Origin of the sequence: Polynucleobacter sp. es-EL-1, assembly GCF_018687975.1 — a bacterium.
Taxonomy (GTDB): domain Bacteria; phylum Pseudomonadota; class Gammaproteobacteria; order Burkholderiales; family Burkholderiaceae; genus Polynucleobacter.
In genome coordinates this window covers 826,703-841,253 of the sequence record NZ_CP061310.1, presented here as the reverse complement: position 1 = coordinate 841,253, position 14,551 = coordinate 826,703, and the positions used below count along the sequence as shown (strand labels likewise).

The following is a 14,551-nucleotide window of genomic DNA, read 5'->3' as shown; positions in this document are numbered from 1 at the left end:
ATCTATCAGGCATCTCGCAAATGCCGACGCAAGATTTTTCCGACAATTGATTTTGGCATCTCATCAATAAAAATGATTTTTCGAGGGCGCTTATAAGTCGTCATCTGCTCTTTGCAGTAAGCTATCACCTGAGCCTCACTCAGATTGGGGTCAGTTTTGACAATAAAGGCTTTGACGATTTCACCGAGCTTGCGATGCGGTACTCCAACGACAGCGCACTCACCCACTCCAGGCATTTGGGCGATGATCTCTTCCACTTCATTTGGAAATACTTTGAAGCCTGCCACAACGATCATATCTTTTTTACGATCGACAATATGAACAAAGCCATCCGCACTCATAGTGCCAATATCACCTGACTTAAAGTAGCCCTGTGGCGTCATACATTGGGCGGTATCTTCAGGTCTATTCCAGTACCCCGTCATCACTTGAGGGCCCTTAATGGCAATCTCACCAGGACTGCCAAATGGAAGCTCCTGATCCTCTTCATCCAGAATCAATACGTCAGTACTAGGCACTGGCATACCAATGGATCCAGTGAACTCTTTAACAAAAGGGGTGTTAACACAAACCACAGGGGAAGTTTCTGAAAGTCCATAGCCTTGCGCAATCGGGACGCCCGTTAATTTTTGCCACAACTCTGCCGTTTTTCTTTGGACCGCCATGCCGCCACCAATGGTGACCAGCAGATTGGGAAACTTAACCTTTAAAAACTCTGGTCGGTGAATCAGTGCATGAAACAGCGTATTGACACCAGGAAAGATATTGATTTCAGGATGCTGAGCAAGGTATTTAATAAATCCACCAATATCTCTTGGGTTAACTACCAACAATAACTTGCCGCCCTTACGCATCCCCAAAAGCGCGCAGGCTGTTAGGGCAAAAATATGGGTCAAAGGCAAAGCGCATAGAAATACAAGTTGCCGCTCTTGACGAGAAACCAATGCGGGGTCTAACCATGCTTCTATCTGCAGGATATTAGCCAATATATTTCGATGCAATAGGACGGCACCCTTAGAGACGCCAGTAGTACCACCGGTGTATTGCAAGAAAGCAATATCGTCTAAGTTTAGAGTCGGCCTTCTGTAGCCATGACCTCTACCAATCTTGAGCGCTTGATTGAATTTAATACACGGAAAGTCCCAATGCGGCACAATTTTTTTCACATGGCGTGCAATTAAATTGACCAAGACCCCTTTAGGTCCCAAGCTCTCGCCAAGACTACTCACAATCACTTTCTGAACAAGCGATGGATTACCAATCGATTGATAGACATGTGCAAAATTCTCTAAAATTGCCAGCACCTCTGCACCACTATCGCGCAACTGATGCTCCAGCTCACGAGGTGTATATAGCGGGTTGACATTAACAACAGTAAAGCCTGCACGCAGAGTTCCCAGCATCGCTATTAAATATTGCGGCACATTGGGAAACATAATGGCTACGCGCGCACCAGGCTCTAATCCTAGAGTCTGCAGATATGCCGCAAACTCCTGAGATAAAACATCTAGCTTGCGATAAGACATCGTCTTACCCATTGACTCCATCGCTACGCGATCAGGAAATTGCGCAAAGGATGATTCGATTAATTCAAGCAAAGAAGCATGACTAGCAAGATTGATCTCATGAGGGACGCCCTCCAGATAATGCTTTAGCCAAGGGAACTTTGGGTTCAGATTAGACATTGAGTAAATAGGGATAAGGAGGCAGCTACAGCAGTTCTTTTAAGCGCATTAAGAACAACTCTTCTCCATGATTCTTCTTTTCGTGCCAATCCTTACCTGCATCTTCATTGGCGGCATCTGTAATGTACTTAAAGGATTGCCAAGGAATATTAAAGTGATAAGCACTTGCAGCGATGGGGAACAACTCCATGTCTACGACATCAATACCTTGCTCAAGCAACCAAGGATCTGTTGCAGTTACAAAGCTATCACCTGAACCACAAATATGTTCACCGCCTAGAGAGAGATATTCCCGGGGCTTATTGCAAAATGGAGTTTGACCTCGGGGCGCCAAGGGCTCAGCCAACATATCACGCTGAATCACCTTACCAATCTCCAGCAAACCGTGCAAATCCGAGTTGACTTTACCTGCAGTACCAAAATTAATTACCCGTTTTGGATTAAATTCATGAATTGCCGCAAAACTCGTCATCGCGGCATTAATCTTGCCAATACCCGAATAGACCAGATTGACTCCAGCAGGCAATGCGGCTTTATTGAGCTCAGACTCTAATGCGGTAATAATGAGTAATTGTGATTTCATATCAGCCCAAAATGAATTTATTAGATTATCTACCCGGAGTACCTGACTTTCCAAAGCCTGGAATTCTCTTTAGGGACATTTCTCCTTTATTAGCCAATCCAGCCGCCTTCAAAGAGGCTATTTTGCAGCTAGAAAGTGCTTCAAAACCATTTGAATATACCCATATTCTGGGAATAGAGTCCCGCGGTTTTATCTTTGGGGCCACATTAGCGCACCATACTGGTACCGGTTTTGCGCTAGCCAGAAAACCCAATAAGCTCCCGCTAGCGAGCCATCGCCAATCCTATGGCTTGGAATATGGCACAGATTCTTTAGAGCTTCAGCAGTCAACCTTGCCCAAGAATGCCAGAGTGTTAATTGTGGATGATGTTCTAGCAACTGGCGGTACGATTGTCGCGGCCAGTCAATTGCTCAAGAATGCAGGGTTTGATGTGGCAGGCGCACTCACCTTGCTGGAAATTAGCGGACTACAAGGTGGAAATACGCTTATGCAAAAAGGAATTACCAACAGAACTGTAATGACTGCTTAAGGCAAGTGCTGTATTAGTTAAAGCAGTGTTTTTACGCCTCTTAGCAACTTCAGACCGCCCCAACCTACTGCTAATACTTTGCTAGCCAATTTTGGACGATAGTGCGCTAGCACTGCAAATGCACTGGTCCAAAGTACCGGATTATTCTTCATGAACTGGAAGGCATCGATCCCTTTATCCGCCCAAGACAAAGGCTTTTCAATTGCCTCAAAATGCTCAGCAAACTGAGTACGCTCGTGCGCAGCTCTCGCTTGCAATATCTTTTGACGAGCCTCTAGCTCTTCAAGGCTGCGGCTCATCTTTTAGCGAGCTCCTGACGATCTTTTGCCAACTCCGTAATACTCGCTTCAAATAACTTTGGCATGGTCTTGAGTGAACGCAAAACCACCAAGGCGAGTATCAAGCCAACAGCTAGGAAACCACTGGTCAATAAGCTAAGGGCCATCATCCGATCAGTTTCCCAGCTATAAATCACCATCAGCAGTGCCAGCATAACTAAGCCAAAGAATAGAAAAAATAATGTGCAGGCGATCAATACCAATAAGCTTAGAAATTTGCTTCGCGCAATTTGAACGTCAGTCGAAATTAACTCAAGGCGGGTCTGCGCAATCGATGCACCGGTAGAGACTAAGCCCTTGAGTGAGGATAAGAGATTTTCTTGAGACATGAGCTGCCTAGCGACGACCAATGAATAGGCCAATTAACAAACCCAAACCTGCAGCAACACCCACGGCTTCCCAGGGGTTGCGATGAACAAAATCATCAGCGCTCTCTGCGGCTATTTTGGCCTTCTCAGTCAAAGTCCCTTCGGCAGAGGAAAGCGTTTCCTTGGCATTGGCCAGAGTATCTAACGCTTTTGAGCGAATCGCACTTAGCGGACCCTCTTCATGATGTGCCGTGGCTTTAATGAGCGCTTCAGCATCTGCCATCAAGGCCTTAAAGTCCCCAATTAAGTGTTCTGAGCTTACTGGCGCCTCATCTTGCGCATGAGAGGATTTTTTCACGGTCATACCTGTCCTTACTGATGTTATGGGTTGCCTAATAAGAGCATTCTAAGCAATTCTGGAGCGGGAACTCAAGATTAATACCGTCATCCCAGCATTACCCTCTTTGAAGTGCTTTAAGTGCGTCTTTAGGCTTGGCCTTCTCCGCAGCAAGGCGTGATAAGCCTCACTTCCATAAGCAGTATGCTCACCAAAATGATATTCATCGACACGATCAGAAAATTGATTACTCTCTAGGGCTTCATGCACAGCCCATTTAATCCTGCCACCTTGACCACTTGACCCATATCCATGAATCAATATCATTGCTTTAATACCCAAATCTGTGGCGGTTCGCAAGCAGTCTCGCAGACGCTCTATTGCCTCCTCAACCCTAGGGCCATCTTGCTTCAGATTAAAGACCAAAGTATCGCTTAGTGATTGTGGCGGCGTTTTACTTCCACAATGCTGACACTCCTCACCCATTCCGCGAGGATTGCCACATTCCAGACACTCAAATGAATAGGCCATGAATCCCAATCAATCTGGATGACCTACTCTGATCCATTATGAGCAGTACTTTGCTTCTAATGCCGATGCAGTAGTAACAGAGTCATCAACCATGCGATTCAAGGTTTGAGCTGCGGATTCTTTATTTTCCTGCACCTTGAGATTCACGTTAATTAAATTGGCCACATCTTTGCGAATCGACGTATTGCCATAACGCAATTCTTTTAATGTTGATACCGCTTCAGCAGATATCTTGCATTGTTGATTGACAAGTTCTGCTGAGTCGTTTGATGAATTTGCATATGCAAAAGCAGCAACAGAGATTGATGCAATGGCGAGTAGAGTCTTTTTCATCTTATTTCCTTAATTTATGACCACAAGTAGGACAGCAACCTAAATCTTTGGCCCTGCTTTTTCTCAGGGCTGCGTAAACGCTTGATTCTGAAATCTCCATCTTTCGGGCAGCCTGAGCTGCGCTCATCCCCTTCCCTATCCAATCTAAAGCTTGATGTGTTTTTGGTATCGCTCTTCTCATTTGCCCTCCTTAACGAATACTATACCACAGAAGTTGTGAAGTTGTGAACTTTAATAAATTGTTGGATTTTGGTAACAAATTTAAAAAAATAGATCTGAAAACAGAGTTGCTAAGCTAGTGATAAAGTGACTCATTAGCGACTATTCATTCAGCGAGACACCCCCCCATGAAACCAGCCTTAGGACTCATAGAAGCCTGCAATCTGATAGCCAATAAGCAGCTATCGGTAAACCAATACCTTGGGGAGTGCGTAGCCCGCGCAGACGAGCTTGAGCCCTCTATCAATGCCTTTACTGCCAGAGCAATTCTGGCTACCTTGATTGAAGAGGTTCATCCGGGGCCCCTCATGGGAATACCCGTGGTGGTTAAAGACTTGATCGATACGAAAGACTTTGTGACCAGCTATGGATCACCGATTTATCAACATCACATCCCCACTGATGATGCTCAGATCGTCAAACACGTTCGCAAACTTGGCGGCGTGATCTTTGGAAAAACAGTAACGACAGAATTTGCTTGGCGCACGCCAGGTAAAACCAGTAACCCTTGGAATCTTGCCCATACCCCCGGTGGATCTTCTAGCGGCTCTGCTGCAGCCGTAGCTAGCGGAATTGCACCATTAGGCTTGGGCTCCCAAACTGCTGGCTCGATTATTAGGCCGGCAACTTACTGTGGCGTGGTTGGCTATAAGGCAAGTTTTGGGACCGTTCCACGCCTTGGGGTACACCCAGTCTCAGGCTCCTTAGATCATGTTGGTTTTTTTACAAGATCTGTCGCTGATGCTGCCTATGCATTTAATCTCCTTAAAAATAATAGCGTCACAGAGGAAGATGCACAGGTGATTGGGGACTTAAACATTAAACCCATCCAGGAGCTACTCCAGGGTCGTATGCCTCATATTGCTTTTCTTAAAACGCCTTACGATGACCTACTAAGTGATGAGCAGATTAATGTGATGAAGACATCTGTCGCATCTCTTGAAGAGTCCGGCGCCACCACAGAAATGCTTGAGCTACCCACCTATTACTGGGAAGGCATTGAAGCTTTGGCAGTACTCATGTCATGCGAGGCTGCCGTAGTCCACGAGCAGCACCTAGCAAAATACCCTGACCTAATTAGTGCAGATATTAGAGAGCTTGTCCAAAAAGGCAATGCTTATAGCGCCCCCGACTACATCAAAGCCAAGAATCTACAAAAGCGCTTACGGAATTCTATTCAAGAAGTCTTTAATCGTTTTGATGCCATATTGGCACCAGCCGCTACTGGCGAAGCGCCAAAAGGCCTTGAATTTACGGGTAACCCTATTTTTTGCTCCCTATGGAGCTTTATAGGCACCCCCGCCATTGCCCTACCCTTTAGTCAATCTCAACATGGTTTACCGCTGGGGGTTCAACTTATTGGAAATTTTCTAGATGATCAAAAACTGATCAATATCGCCGCTTTTGCGGAAGGTAGTTTTAAAAAGTAACATTCTGATTAGACGATAATAGGATCGAGAACTTTTAGAGGACAACCATGTACAGAATTATTTTTGTATTAGCAATCAGTTTAGGGCTCGCTGCCTGCAGCAACAATGATAAAAAGATCAGCGGCTGGGAAATCAATGATGTGTATCACTCGACCATCATCACTCCAAACCCCTCTAATAATAGTAAGACCTATCAAGGCCCACCCATTAATTCAATGGATGAAACAGATACGTATCAAATGTTTAGCATTCGGGGTGAGCGTAATAGCCAAGGTGCAAAGACCTTTGAAATACTCGCACAACTAACCTATTTTTCTAAATGGCGCTACTACGATGCAGCATCCCTCAAAGGAAAGCCCCTGACTACTTTTAAGGTGGTTGGTAGAGAGGCAGGCGCATGTGGTGACCGCGGCTGTATTTTTAGAGAACTGCTATCAATCTCTGTTACTGAAGCTTTTCTTAAAGATCACCTTGATAAGGGATTTCAAATTAGCTTGAGCTCCAAAACAGGTAACGAAACTATTTTGTATATTCCCCCTCAGTACATTAAGGGCTACCTGATGGCGGTAGATGGATCAGCGAGATAACTAGAGCAATAGTTTAAAACTCTGAATTCAAATGGGTAAACCATTTACATGGGACGCTCGCTATATTCTAACCAAGCGCTTACTCGCTTAAGGCGTCTTATTTCATGAAGGTGATGAGGTGACCTTAAGCTTAAAAATTTAGGAATCCTGCCGAAACAAATACGACATAAGTTGATTGGGTAATATAGAAAAAGCCTCCAAGAACCAGGGTCTACCGGATAAAGACTACAAATTGCTTCGCAACTAGGAAACGCCCTAGTCAATATAAGTCTTAATTTTTCATATCTATTAGAACCCGCAAAATCGCTCAATAATGCGATTTCACCTCGATTTTCATAATCCCGAAGCATGCTTAACGCAGCGTCATCAATCACGCTGACGGATGCTTGTTTGGTAGCATATTTAGGCCAAGCTATAAGGCCCGTAGATTCAGGCCAATATTTCTCAAGAATCTTAAACATTAGGCTGGAGCTCGATGTCATAGAACTCTGGCTGGCAATGCCCCAGAATAAGTCCCAATCTATCTCTTCATTGATAAGAAGAAAATATATGTCTGAAATAATTAAAGGTCCATTATTAAATCGATGGTGTTGAACAGAATGATGAATCAAATGAAGCAAAAGATCTGTCGGGGATTCAAACTGAATTAACTCCTTGCCAATAACTTTTCTTACCGATCGAAACCAAAAATCTTTACTGTCTGCTAAATTTAAACCGCTATCACCTGGATGTGACAAGGAGTTATGAATTTCTATGCTAAAGCGTCCTGTAGGGTCAAGTAACGGTGGTAAATGGTGACTTTTTCTTGAGGCTACCTCAGGACTTCCCCCATATTTTTTTATTCTTTGATAACCTTTCCCCAATAAAAGGCCATATACATCCAGTTCACGGCCTTTTGGAACCAGTATGTCAATATCCCTCAGAGGTCTTAAGCTTGCAAATGGATAGGAATGAAATGCCAAGTAAGCCCCTTTCAATGCAATGTAAGGTATATCCTGGGTGCCTAGAATGCGATGTGCTTCTATTAAGCACTGTTGAGCATGTAATGACCTAAATGTAGAAATCCTAAATTCATGATCAAGAGTTGCGCTTAAAGACTTTGGAATCCTAATATTAGAATGGTATTTGCGAAGCATATAACGCATTAAAGGCCCTAGCCGATGACTCAAAATCATATCCAAAAAGGGTTTTTGGGATTCTTTGTCCATCTCAAGCAAAGCATCGTCCGAAGAAATTTGACCGGGTGATAGAAGCTTAAGCAACAATCTTCCAGTAGTGTCGTAATTAAGCATAATAAAATTGAACCCAAATTAAGAAAGCGCAACGCATCAAGTTAGATAATTTTTGAGTTTTTAGAATGAATCAGGGCATTTCCTGACTTTAATGTGATAACTTGATCGGCGTTAATTTTATCTGGCATTCGATGAGTAATGATGATAATGGTATGAGCTCCTTGCAAATATTTAATCCCATCATAGATTCGGGCTTCGCTCTCATTATCCAAGCTACTAGTTACCTCATCGAGAATGAATAAACTTGGCTTTCTTAACAAGGCTCTAGCAAGCATTATTCGCTGACGCTCTCCCCCAGAAAACTGAACGCCTCGATCACCAATAATAGTATCTAGGCCATGGGGTAAATTGAATACAAATTCTGCTGCCGCATCTCTTATCGCCTTAGTTAGCTCATAATCGGTTGCAGAATGATTTCCTAATAGCAGATTATTTCTTATGCTGTCATGAAATAAAAATACATCTTGAGGCACATAAGCAACTGACTGACGCCATTTAATGCGTTCGCCGCCTTCTACCATGACACCATCAACAAATAAACCGCCATGATCAGGCATCAATAAGCCTGCTAAAACATCCGCTAATGTACTTTTTCCAGAGCCAGATTGCCCCATTACTACGGTAGTAGTGTTAGCTTGAAAGGCGAGTGAAATATCACTTAAAGCAGCTTTTTTTCGTCCAACATACTTAACCGTAACATTTTTCAACTCAATAGAGTTATTTACCGACCAATCTAGATTTGATTCCAATGGAGGCTCTGAAGCCAATTCACATTCGCCTAACAACTTATTAATACCTTCTAATGCCGGGAGCTCATGAAGGCAATGGTGATATTGTTGCTGAGCAGATATGCACAATGGCATTAAGCGACTAAAGATAAATATCAGAGTCAATATTTCAGAAAATGGTGTTTTCCAGTAAGTCAACCCAAAATACAAAAAGATGCTTAATAAAAGGATGCCACCGACCTGATAAAGCGATTTTGACAAGCTGGAAGTCTTTATAAACTTAATCTGCTGACCTCTAACCTCCATCACTGCCCTATCAAAAGAGTGCAAATATTGCTCCTTATTGGATAGAATTTTAATTAGCTTGATGTTCTCTAAAGAGCCTTGTACGCTTGAATGAAGGGATCGACCTGCCTCACTCATTGCTCTGCCTACAGTAAGTGCAGCGTTGCTTTGTTTAGACAGGGAAAAAAGCAAAAGGATGCTGCTAGCAACCGCAAATAATGTCATTTGCCATGACAAAATCCAGGCAGCAATTAAATAGACGGATATGCTCACCATGGATACTGCTAAAGCTAATGAAAAATGAAGTCCTGTACCAACGCGATTAATATCCGTGAGCAATATGTTGGAGAAATCAGTTTGCCTTTTTTCACTGAACCAGCGCCACTCGACATTCATTAGGCCGCCAAAGCAGTTTCTCCTTAGATGATCAACCAATTCATATTGGTATCTAACACTTACGACATCCCTGCAATACTGCAATATTGATCGCATTAAAACAAGAGAGATAAAGATGCTCATTAAAACCCAAAGGGTCGGGCTAATCCCAAGATTTTTGAGGGGCAGTAACAGCGCATTAAGCCAAAAACTCTCCTCGCCTAACCCATTGACGGCATTTATTAGGGGAACCAATAATAATATTCCCACCCCTTCAGTTAATCCAACCATTAACATCAAGAAAAAAAGTGTTGTAAGTTTTTTAATTTGGGTGATTTTCCACAATAATTGCCATGGGCGAAATGTATTTGGTAGATAGAATTTCATTGAGAACATATTAAGCACCGTACCCCCCAAAGGATGCGATGACCTTAAAACAAGATACATTTTGGCCGCCAACAATCACATTTTGACCGCAAAGAACCCAAGCATGCGCTTGAAAATTTGCAACAGGCTGATCGCTATCCTTAGATACACCCAGAAAAACTGTAGCTGGCAAGCGATGCTGAATAAGCCAAACTTGACATGCCAAAGCCTGAATTAAGCAGGTGGCATCCCAAGGTATGTGCCGGACAATGCAATGCATGGCCCATGCAAGATCAGATGCCTCTTGCATCTGATCTTCATTAAGCCCTCTAGGCGCCACCATGCCAGCCCTTCCCATTAGCGATGCTGAGTACTTAAATGGTAGGAGTCGGATACAAAGAGTGGCCCATATCAGCAAACCAATTACACTCAGCAGTTTCATTTTGCGAGAAATTGATTGCTGAAAAAAAGCTGAAATCAGATGCAATAAGTGCAAAACTATCCCTTACAGTGGAATTTACAGCCTAAAACTATAGCAATAGGGCATCTAAATCCAGTCATTTGTTACCAAAGAGACAATATCGCCCACAGTATTCTGGTCAGATGCTCGTAAGATCTGAGAAATTTGGACTTGAGGGGCTAACTTAGCAACCCTAGCCATATGGCCAGATTTCAGACCAAGAATATCTATAAAACTAGGTCTATAGGTATGCTGCAGTAATGTTGATATACGCCCCATACCCTCCACCTTCACTTTTTCGATACCCTCTAAATCATCAGACAAAATCAACTCATATATGCTGCCTACAGGCACCGGTCGATCACAAATCGGCAAGTCAACAAAGTATTTATCCATTTCTGGCCAAATTTGCCTCTCTGACTTGATATCAAGTAGCTTGAGAGCATTCCCCCAAAGCTTTGTTCTTCCAATACCTGGATATGCCCATGCCCGGCCGTGGGTATCAAATTTAATAGCTGTAACATCGTCAGAAAGACTAGCGTAACCATTCAGTGCTAATGCACAGGATATTGTCGACTTTCCTGCTCCAGAATGACCACAAAATAGAGCTGCACTGCCATCTGGTTTGATAACAGTTGAGGCATGCATGGGGATTATTCCCTGCAAATGCAATACCACTCCCATTGCAGAACCGGCTAAATACACTCCGACAGCTTGAGGTGATGCATTTTCAAGGGTCCTCACTCTAATGTGGTTTGCACTAATTTCAAACAGGGCAAGATTAGGTATTCCAAGACGCCAAAAGCCATCTGACGAATAACTTAAGCCACTGATTATTTCGTGAGGAGAAGTTAAAAATCCCTGATCCTCAATAAGAACTATAGGGTACGTGGGATCAGCAACAATTTTTGGGGGCAAAGAAAATCCCCAGCTGAAATCTTTAGAGGTGCGCCAAACACATCCAAATGCAGAAAATGTAGGCATTAAAATTATCTGTTAAACGAGCCCACCTAGAGAATAGCAATCATTTAGGCATAAGAAATTAAGCAAAGACAAGCGAAGGTAATGGCTAATTAAGAATCAAAAGAAAAACCGTCACTATTGAGACCTCCTGGGTCAGCAAGGGTTCGCTCTGACACATCGATAATTCTAAGCTCTGGAGCCTGCCATTTCTCGGCGACAGTCGCAGCAATTTCACTAACATCATTTTCACTCATAAGGACTCTCGTATCAAATTTTTTCAATGGAATGATCGGGGGATTAGGAATCCGATCACGTCAATAGATGCGACACTAAGATAGCGCATCAAACCCAACGCCATCAGCACCGGGATTGAGGCCATTTTGAGTATATCTCGCCAAATCCATCTCTTTAAGAGTTGGGGCTTGCCATGGCTCTCTTTGCAAATCATCAACCAATTCAAGAAACTCATTCATATTTAGCACCTCAAAACTAATTTATTGCTGGGAAAGTGAGATTTTAACCATCATAACCCACCAGCTAGAATTCTACGCACTTCTTGATGTCATGTTTCGTATAAACATAGCAACCTGGATTGATCGTATTAAGCCTTGAATCTTTTGAAGACTGGGTAAATTTCCATCATTCATGGTTCCTAAATCATCCTTGATTCTTGTCATATCGACGTAATCTGCAGCAGAACTCATGGCTAATTCATTAGCCAAAGCCAAAAACTCTGGGAGTTCATTTTTTAACCTTTCATGAATATCGGCAACCTGCAGGCCTTTTTTTGTAGATGTCAGGACATCTAATGGCAAGTAATTTGCCAGACCTTTTCTGATTAAGCCGCGCTTTACCCCGCCAGCCCAAAAGATTGAATCAGGCAAACGCCAACAAAATTCGATGATGCGTCTATCTCTGGTTGGATCACGCACATCCAAATGGTGGGCAGCGCCAGCCTCCATCCAAAGAGCCCCAGATGCTCCACCACCCAAAAGACCAAGTCGAAACTGTCTTATGAGATCTTGGGAGGGGTCTTGAAAGAAGGAAGTGAATAATCCCAACCCCCTGCAATTATTCCCCTGGTGAATCTTGATTTCATTTGCAAAATCAGGGTTGATATAAGAGTAGTCATTCACATAACTTAGATTATTTACCTTACGATTGCGCCAATGCAAAAGAAGCGGCAAAAGGATAGGACGAATAATTCTGCGCTTTAGAGATTTCAAAACTCCATTCGAATCACACAACAATTCAGATATAACCGATTTCCATTGACCCCTTCTGATTTCAGGCCACAAATTACCATCGCCACTATAAGAGATGGTTGCATTCCCCATTTGACCAGTGAGTAAGACACGTGCATTCATGGCTTGAGCTTGCTCTTGAATATCAAATAGCCAGAAATAATTAGATGCCGCGTGACCAGGGGCATCATGAATCTCCAACCCCCTCTTCAGCCCCCAAAGCAATGTCTTTTTCTCACTTAGAATGGGGACTATATTCACATTCCCAACGAATTGCGCTGTAGCTGTCGCCATCTGGATTTCATTTCCCGTGCGCGTATGTCCTTCTGAGGTCGGAACATATAAAGGGACATGCACGAACGCTGTTAGCTCAGCACTCTTTACGTTCAACTTGGGCGCAGCAAGCGACACAACTGATCCCGAATCCAGGCCGCCGCTGAGGGTGGCGGCAACCTGACCATCACCAATACGCAGCTGCTCTCTCACTACTTTTTCGTAGAGAGTCTGAAATTCTGCATAGCACTCTTTAGGATTAGAAAAATTTAAGGGATCAAGCCTCTCCGGGTTCCACCACTGAAATATCTTTAAAATCCCCTGCTTTAACAATAAGCAGTTGCCTGGCAATAATCGCTTGATGCCTGTATAGACGGTTTGAGCTTGTATTTCCGAGTGATGAGATACCGTAAGCAAATCTGCAATCACTGCGGGGTTTATTTGTTGTTCAAACTCTGGGTGAGCAAGAATACCCTTTAATCCATTACTAAAAACCAACTGGGATCCGTTCCACCAATAATAAAGACCGGTATTACCACTAGCATCTCTAGCAATAAATAAGGACTCATCAGAGGAATCCCAAAGTGCAAAGCTCCAATCTCCCTCCAGATAATCAACGCAAGCTTGCCCAAAATACCGATAAGCTGCCATAAGAATTTGGCTATCGGGTAAATGAGGGTTGTTTTTTAAACCAAGCGTTTGGCAAAGTTCGCTTCTATTGTCTAACCTGACTCGAGCGACGAGACACAATGACCCCACTATCAAAGGCTGATGTTCAAAATGATCTTCAGCAGTTATGTGTAAAAGTCTAGATCCCAAGCCGATTTGCTTTTCGCAAAAAAGACCCCCACCATCTGACCCCCAATAGGAAAGTGCTAGATTCATTGCCTCCAATGATATGGGGTCTACTACATCATTGCTGTTTTGGTAGATACCAAAAAAACATCCACTCATGCAAGCTTTACCATTTGGGATGCTAATAATTTATCTAGGAAAGCATTTAAGTCGCGCTCAATAATTTCAGGCTGACCATCATATTTTTCCTTTAAGGCATTCAGAAGCTGCTCTTGGGTTTTGGGTTTATCAAGCAATTCCCATATTGTTTTTGCAGTATTTTCTAAACCATAGTAGCAGCCACGGTCAATGCTCATCAATACTAATTCATCATCTAATGATGTTTCAAGCAAATCAGGATTGCGTATTATGAGCATCATTGCACCATTATTCAAATTGTTTAATTGGACAAATAATAGCCTGTCTTACCAGACGTTTAAGCTTTCATTTTATGCCTTGAATGTCTTTATTTAGCCATTACGGATTGCAACAATCCATAGATGCTGAAATTTTGACGATCTTGGTGAGAAGAGACATCAAGTTACCGCTCTAGACAGCCACTCGGCAGATCATCCAAACCTAATTGATAAAATAAAAAGAATATTAGATGATTGATGTGCAAGGTTTTTAAAAAGCAAAAAGCCCATAGATTCACTGAGTTTATGGGCTTATGCAATACCTAATGGCGGAGACGAGAGGATTCGAACCTCCGATCAGAGTTTTAGCCCCGATGCTCCCTTAGCAGGGGAGTGCCTTCGACCAGCTCGGCCACGTCTCCGTATTGATGCAATTACAACGCCCCACAGTTTAACTGATTCCTATAGCTGCAGGGATTTACAGCGCTTTAATA

The 14,551-nt window shown here is 43.1% G+C and carries 18 protein-coding genes and 1 tRNA gene; 3 read left to right on the top strand and 16 right to left on the bottom strand.

Translation table 11 applies throughout. From position 1 onward, the window contains the following. Positions 1-5: 5 nt before the first annotated feature. Entirely contained in the window at positions 6-1,685 is a 1,680-nt protein-coding gene (locus FD974_RS04290; RefSeq protein ID WP_215366156.1) for an AMP-binding protein, read from the bottom strand. Positions 1,686-1,710: 25 nt separating this feature from the next. Then, positions 1,711-2,268 carry a 5'-methylthioadenosine nucleosidase gene (locus FD974_RS04285; RefSeq protein ID WP_215366153.1) on the bottom strand — a complete coding sequence of 186 codons (558 nt, stop codon included), beginning with the start codon at positions 2,266-2,268 and terminating at the stop codon, positions 1,711-1,713. An 11-nt stretch (positions 2,269-2,279) separates the two neighbouring features. On the opposite strand from FD974_RS04285, the gene FD974_RS04280 reads away from it, so the two are divergent. Next, positions 2,280-2,798: an adenine phosphoribosyltransferase gene (locus FD974_RS04280; protein WP_215366150.1), complete on the top strand. Its 519-nt coding sequence runs from the start codon at positions 2,280-2,282 to the stop codon at positions 2,796-2,798. A gap of 17 nt (positions 2,799-2,815) precedes the next feature. Here FD974_RS04280 and FD974_RS04275 read toward each other — a convergent pair whose 3' ends face one another. The 5 genes from FD974_RS04275 to FD974_RS04255 are packed head-to-tail and all read right to left on the bottom strand — an operon-like array spanning position 2,816 to position 4,645. Then, a complete protein-coding gene (locus FD974_RS04275) occupies positions 2,816-3,097 on the bottom strand; it encodes a YqjK-like family protein (RefSeq protein ID WP_215366147.1) in 282 nt (93 codons plus the stop codon). Beyond that, positions 3,094-3,465: a phage holin family protein gene (locus tag FD974_RS04270; RefSeq protein WP_215366145.1), complete on the bottom strand. Its 372-nt coding sequence runs from the start codon at positions 3,463-3,465 to the stop codon at positions 3,094-3,096. Before FD974_RS04270 ends, FD974_RS04275 begins: the two co-directional genes overlap by 4 nt. A 7-nt stretch (positions 3,466-3,472) precedes the next feature. Then, complete coding sequence (locus FD974_RS04265; RefSeq protein ID WP_215366142.1) at positions 3,473-3,808, bottom strand: YqjD family protein; 336 nt, start codon at positions 3,806-3,808, stop codon at positions 3,473-3,475. Between the two features lie 42 nt (positions 3,809-3,850). Next, positions 3,851-4,312: a Smr/MutS family protein gene (locus FD974_RS04260; RefSeq protein ID WP_215366139.1), complete on the bottom strand. Its 462-nt coding sequence runs from the start codon at positions 4,310-4,312 to the stop codon at positions 3,851-3,853. 36 nt (positions 4,313-4,348) lie between these two features. After that, positions 4,349-4,645: a hypothetical protein gene (locus FD974_RS04255; RefSeq protein ID WP_215366137.1), complete on the bottom strand. Its 297-nt coding sequence runs from the start codon at positions 4,643-4,645 to the stop codon at positions 4,349-4,351. 347 nt (positions 4,646-4,992) lie between these two features. Between FD974_RS04255 and FD974_RS04250 the strand changes: the two genes are divergently transcribed. Both FD974_RS04250 and FD974_RS04245 read left to right on the top strand, forming a co-directional pair. Beyond that, complete coding sequence (locus tag FD974_RS04250; protein WP_215366134.1) at positions 4,993-6,294, top strand: amidase; 1,302 nt, start codon at positions 4,993-4,995, stop codon at positions 6,292-6,294. 47 nt (positions 6,295-6,341) lie between these two features. Further along, positions 6,342-6,881, top strand: coding sequence for a hypothetical protein (locus tag FD974_RS04245; RefSeq protein ID WP_215366132.1), 540 nt, complete (start codon positions 6,342-6,344; stop codon positions 6,879-6,881). A gap of 44 nt (positions 6,882-6,925) precedes the next feature. Here FD974_RS04245 and FD974_RS04240 read toward each other — a convergent pair whose 3' ends face one another. The 9 genes from FD974_RS04240 to FD974_RS04200 form a co-directional block, all read right to left on the bottom strand. After that, positions 6,926-8,173, bottom strand: a complete 1,248-nt coding sequence (locus FD974_RS04240; protein WP_215366130.1) for a nucleotidyltransferase family protein — start codon at positions 8,171-8,173, stop codon at positions 6,926-6,928. Between the two features lie 41 nt (positions 8,174-8,214). Continuing rightward, entirely contained in the window at positions 8,215-9,957 is a 1,743-nt protein-coding gene (locus tag FD974_RS04235; RefSeq protein ID WP_215366128.1) for an ABC transporter ATP-binding protein, read from the bottom strand. Position 9,958: 1 nt separating this feature from the next. Then, positions 9,959-10,369, bottom strand: a complete 411-nt coding sequence (locus tag FD974_RS04230; protein WP_215366106.1) for a lasso peptide biosynthesis B2 protein — start codon at positions 10,367-10,369, stop codon at positions 9,959-9,961. A 105-nt stretch (positions 10,370-10,474) separates the two neighbouring features. Further along, entirely contained in the window at positions 10,475-11,371 is an 897-nt protein-coding gene (locus FD974_RS04225) for a hypothetical protein (RefSeq protein ID WP_215366103.1), read from the bottom strand. 89 nt (positions 11,372-11,460) lie between these two features. Further along, positions 11,461-11,604 (bottom strand): hypothetical protein, encoded by a 144-nt coding sequence (locus tag FD974_RS04220; RefSeq protein ID WP_215366100.1) that lies wholly within the window; start codon positions 11,602-11,604, stop codon positions 11,461-11,463. Between the two features lie 75 nt (positions 11,605-11,679). Next, positions 11,680-11,823, bottom strand: coding sequence for a hypothetical protein (locus tag FD974_RS04215; RefSeq protein ID WP_215366097.1), 144 nt, complete (start codon positions 11,821-11,823; stop codon positions 11,680-11,682). Between the two features lie 72 nt (positions 11,824-11,895). After that, complete coding sequence (locus tag FD974_RS04210; protein WP_215366094.1) at positions 11,896-13,752, bottom strand: asparagine synthetase B; 1,857 nt, start codon at positions 13,750-13,752, stop codon at positions 11,896-11,898. A 65-nt stretch (positions 13,753-13,817) separates the two neighbouring features. Beyond that, positions 13,818-14,081: a PqqD family protein gene (locus FD974_RS04205; protein WP_215366092.1), complete on the bottom strand. Its 264-nt coding sequence runs from the start codon at positions 14,079-14,081 to the stop codon at positions 13,818-13,820. Positions 14,082-14,384: 303 nt separating this feature from the next. Next, positions 14,385-14,479 (bottom strand) — tRNA-Ser (locus tag FD974_RS04200). Positions 14,480-14,551: the final 72 nt, after the last annotated feature.

Bases quoted from the DNA above. Each gene is read 5' to 3' on its own strand.
- FD974_RS04290 (WP_215366156.1), bottom strand. From the start codon at position 1,685: ATGTCTAATCTGAACCCAAAGTTCCCTTGGCTAAAGCATTATCTGGAG.
- FD974_RS04250 (WP_215366134.1), top strand. From the start codon at position 4,993: ATGAAACCAGCCTTAGGACTCATAGAAGCCTGCAATCTGATAGCCAAT.
- FD974_RS04245 (WP_215366132.1), top strand. From the start codon at position 6,342: ATGTACAGAATTATTTTTGTATTAGCAATCAGTTTAGGGCTCGCTGCC.
- FD974_RS04225 (WP_215366103.1), bottom strand. From the start codon at position 11,371: ATGCCTACATTTTCTGCATTTGGATGTGTTTGGCGCACCTCTAAAGAT.
- FD974_RS04210 (WP_215366094.1), bottom strand. From the start codon at position 13,752: ATGAATCTAGCACTTTCCTATTGGGGGTCAGATGGTGGGGGTCTTTTT.
- FD974_RS04240 (WP_215366130.1), bottom strand. From the start codon at position 8,173: ATGCTTAATTACGACACTACTGGAAGATTGTTGCTTAAGCTTCTATCA.
- FD974_RS04255 (WP_215366137.1), bottom strand. From the start codon at position 4,645: ATGAAAAAGACTCTACTCGCCATTGCATCAATCTCTGTTGCTGCTTTT.
- FD974_RS04265 (WP_215366142.1), bottom strand. From the start codon at position 3,808: ATGACCGTGAAAAAATCCTCTCATGCGCAAGATGAGGCGCCAGTAAGC.
- FD974_RS04270 (WP_215366145.1), bottom strand. From the start codon at position 3,465: ATGTCTCAAGAAAATCTCTTATCCTCACTCAAGGGCTTAGTCTCTACC.
- FD974_RS04205 (WP_215366092.1), bottom strand. From the start codon at position 14,081: ATGATGCTCATAATACGCAATCCTGATTTGCTTGAAACATCATTAGAT.
- FD974_RS04280 (WP_215366150.1), top strand. From the start codon at position 2,280: ATGAATTTATTAGATTATCTACCCGGAGTACCTGACTTTCCAAAGCCT.
- FD974_RS04285 (WP_215366153.1), bottom strand. From the start codon at position 2,268: ATGAAATCACAATTACTCATTATTACCGCATTAGAGTCTGAGCTCAAT.
- FD974_RS04215 (WP_215366097.1), bottom strand. From the start codon at position 11,823: ATGAATGAGTTTCTTGAATTGGTTGATGATTTGCAAAGAGAGCCATGG.
- FD974_RS04220 (WP_215366100.1), bottom strand. From the start codon at position 11,604: ATGAGTGAAAATGATGTTAGTGAAATTGCTGCGACTGTCGCCGAGAAA.
- FD974_RS04235 (WP_215366128.1), bottom strand. From the start codon at position 9,957: ATGTTCTCAATGAAATTCTATCTACCAAATACATTTCGCCCATGGCAA.
- FD974_RS04275 (WP_215366147.1), bottom strand. From the start codon at position 3,097: ATGAGCCGCAGCCTTGAAGAGCTAGAGGCTCGTCAAAAGATATTGCAA.
- FD974_RS04230 (WP_215366106.1), bottom strand. From the start codon at position 10,369: ATGAAACTGCTGAGTGTAATTGGTTTGCTGATATGGGCCACTCTTTGT.
- FD974_RS04260 (WP_215366139.1), bottom strand. From the start codon at position 4,312: ATGGCCTATTCATTTGAGTGTCTGGAATGTGGCAATCCTCGCGGAATG.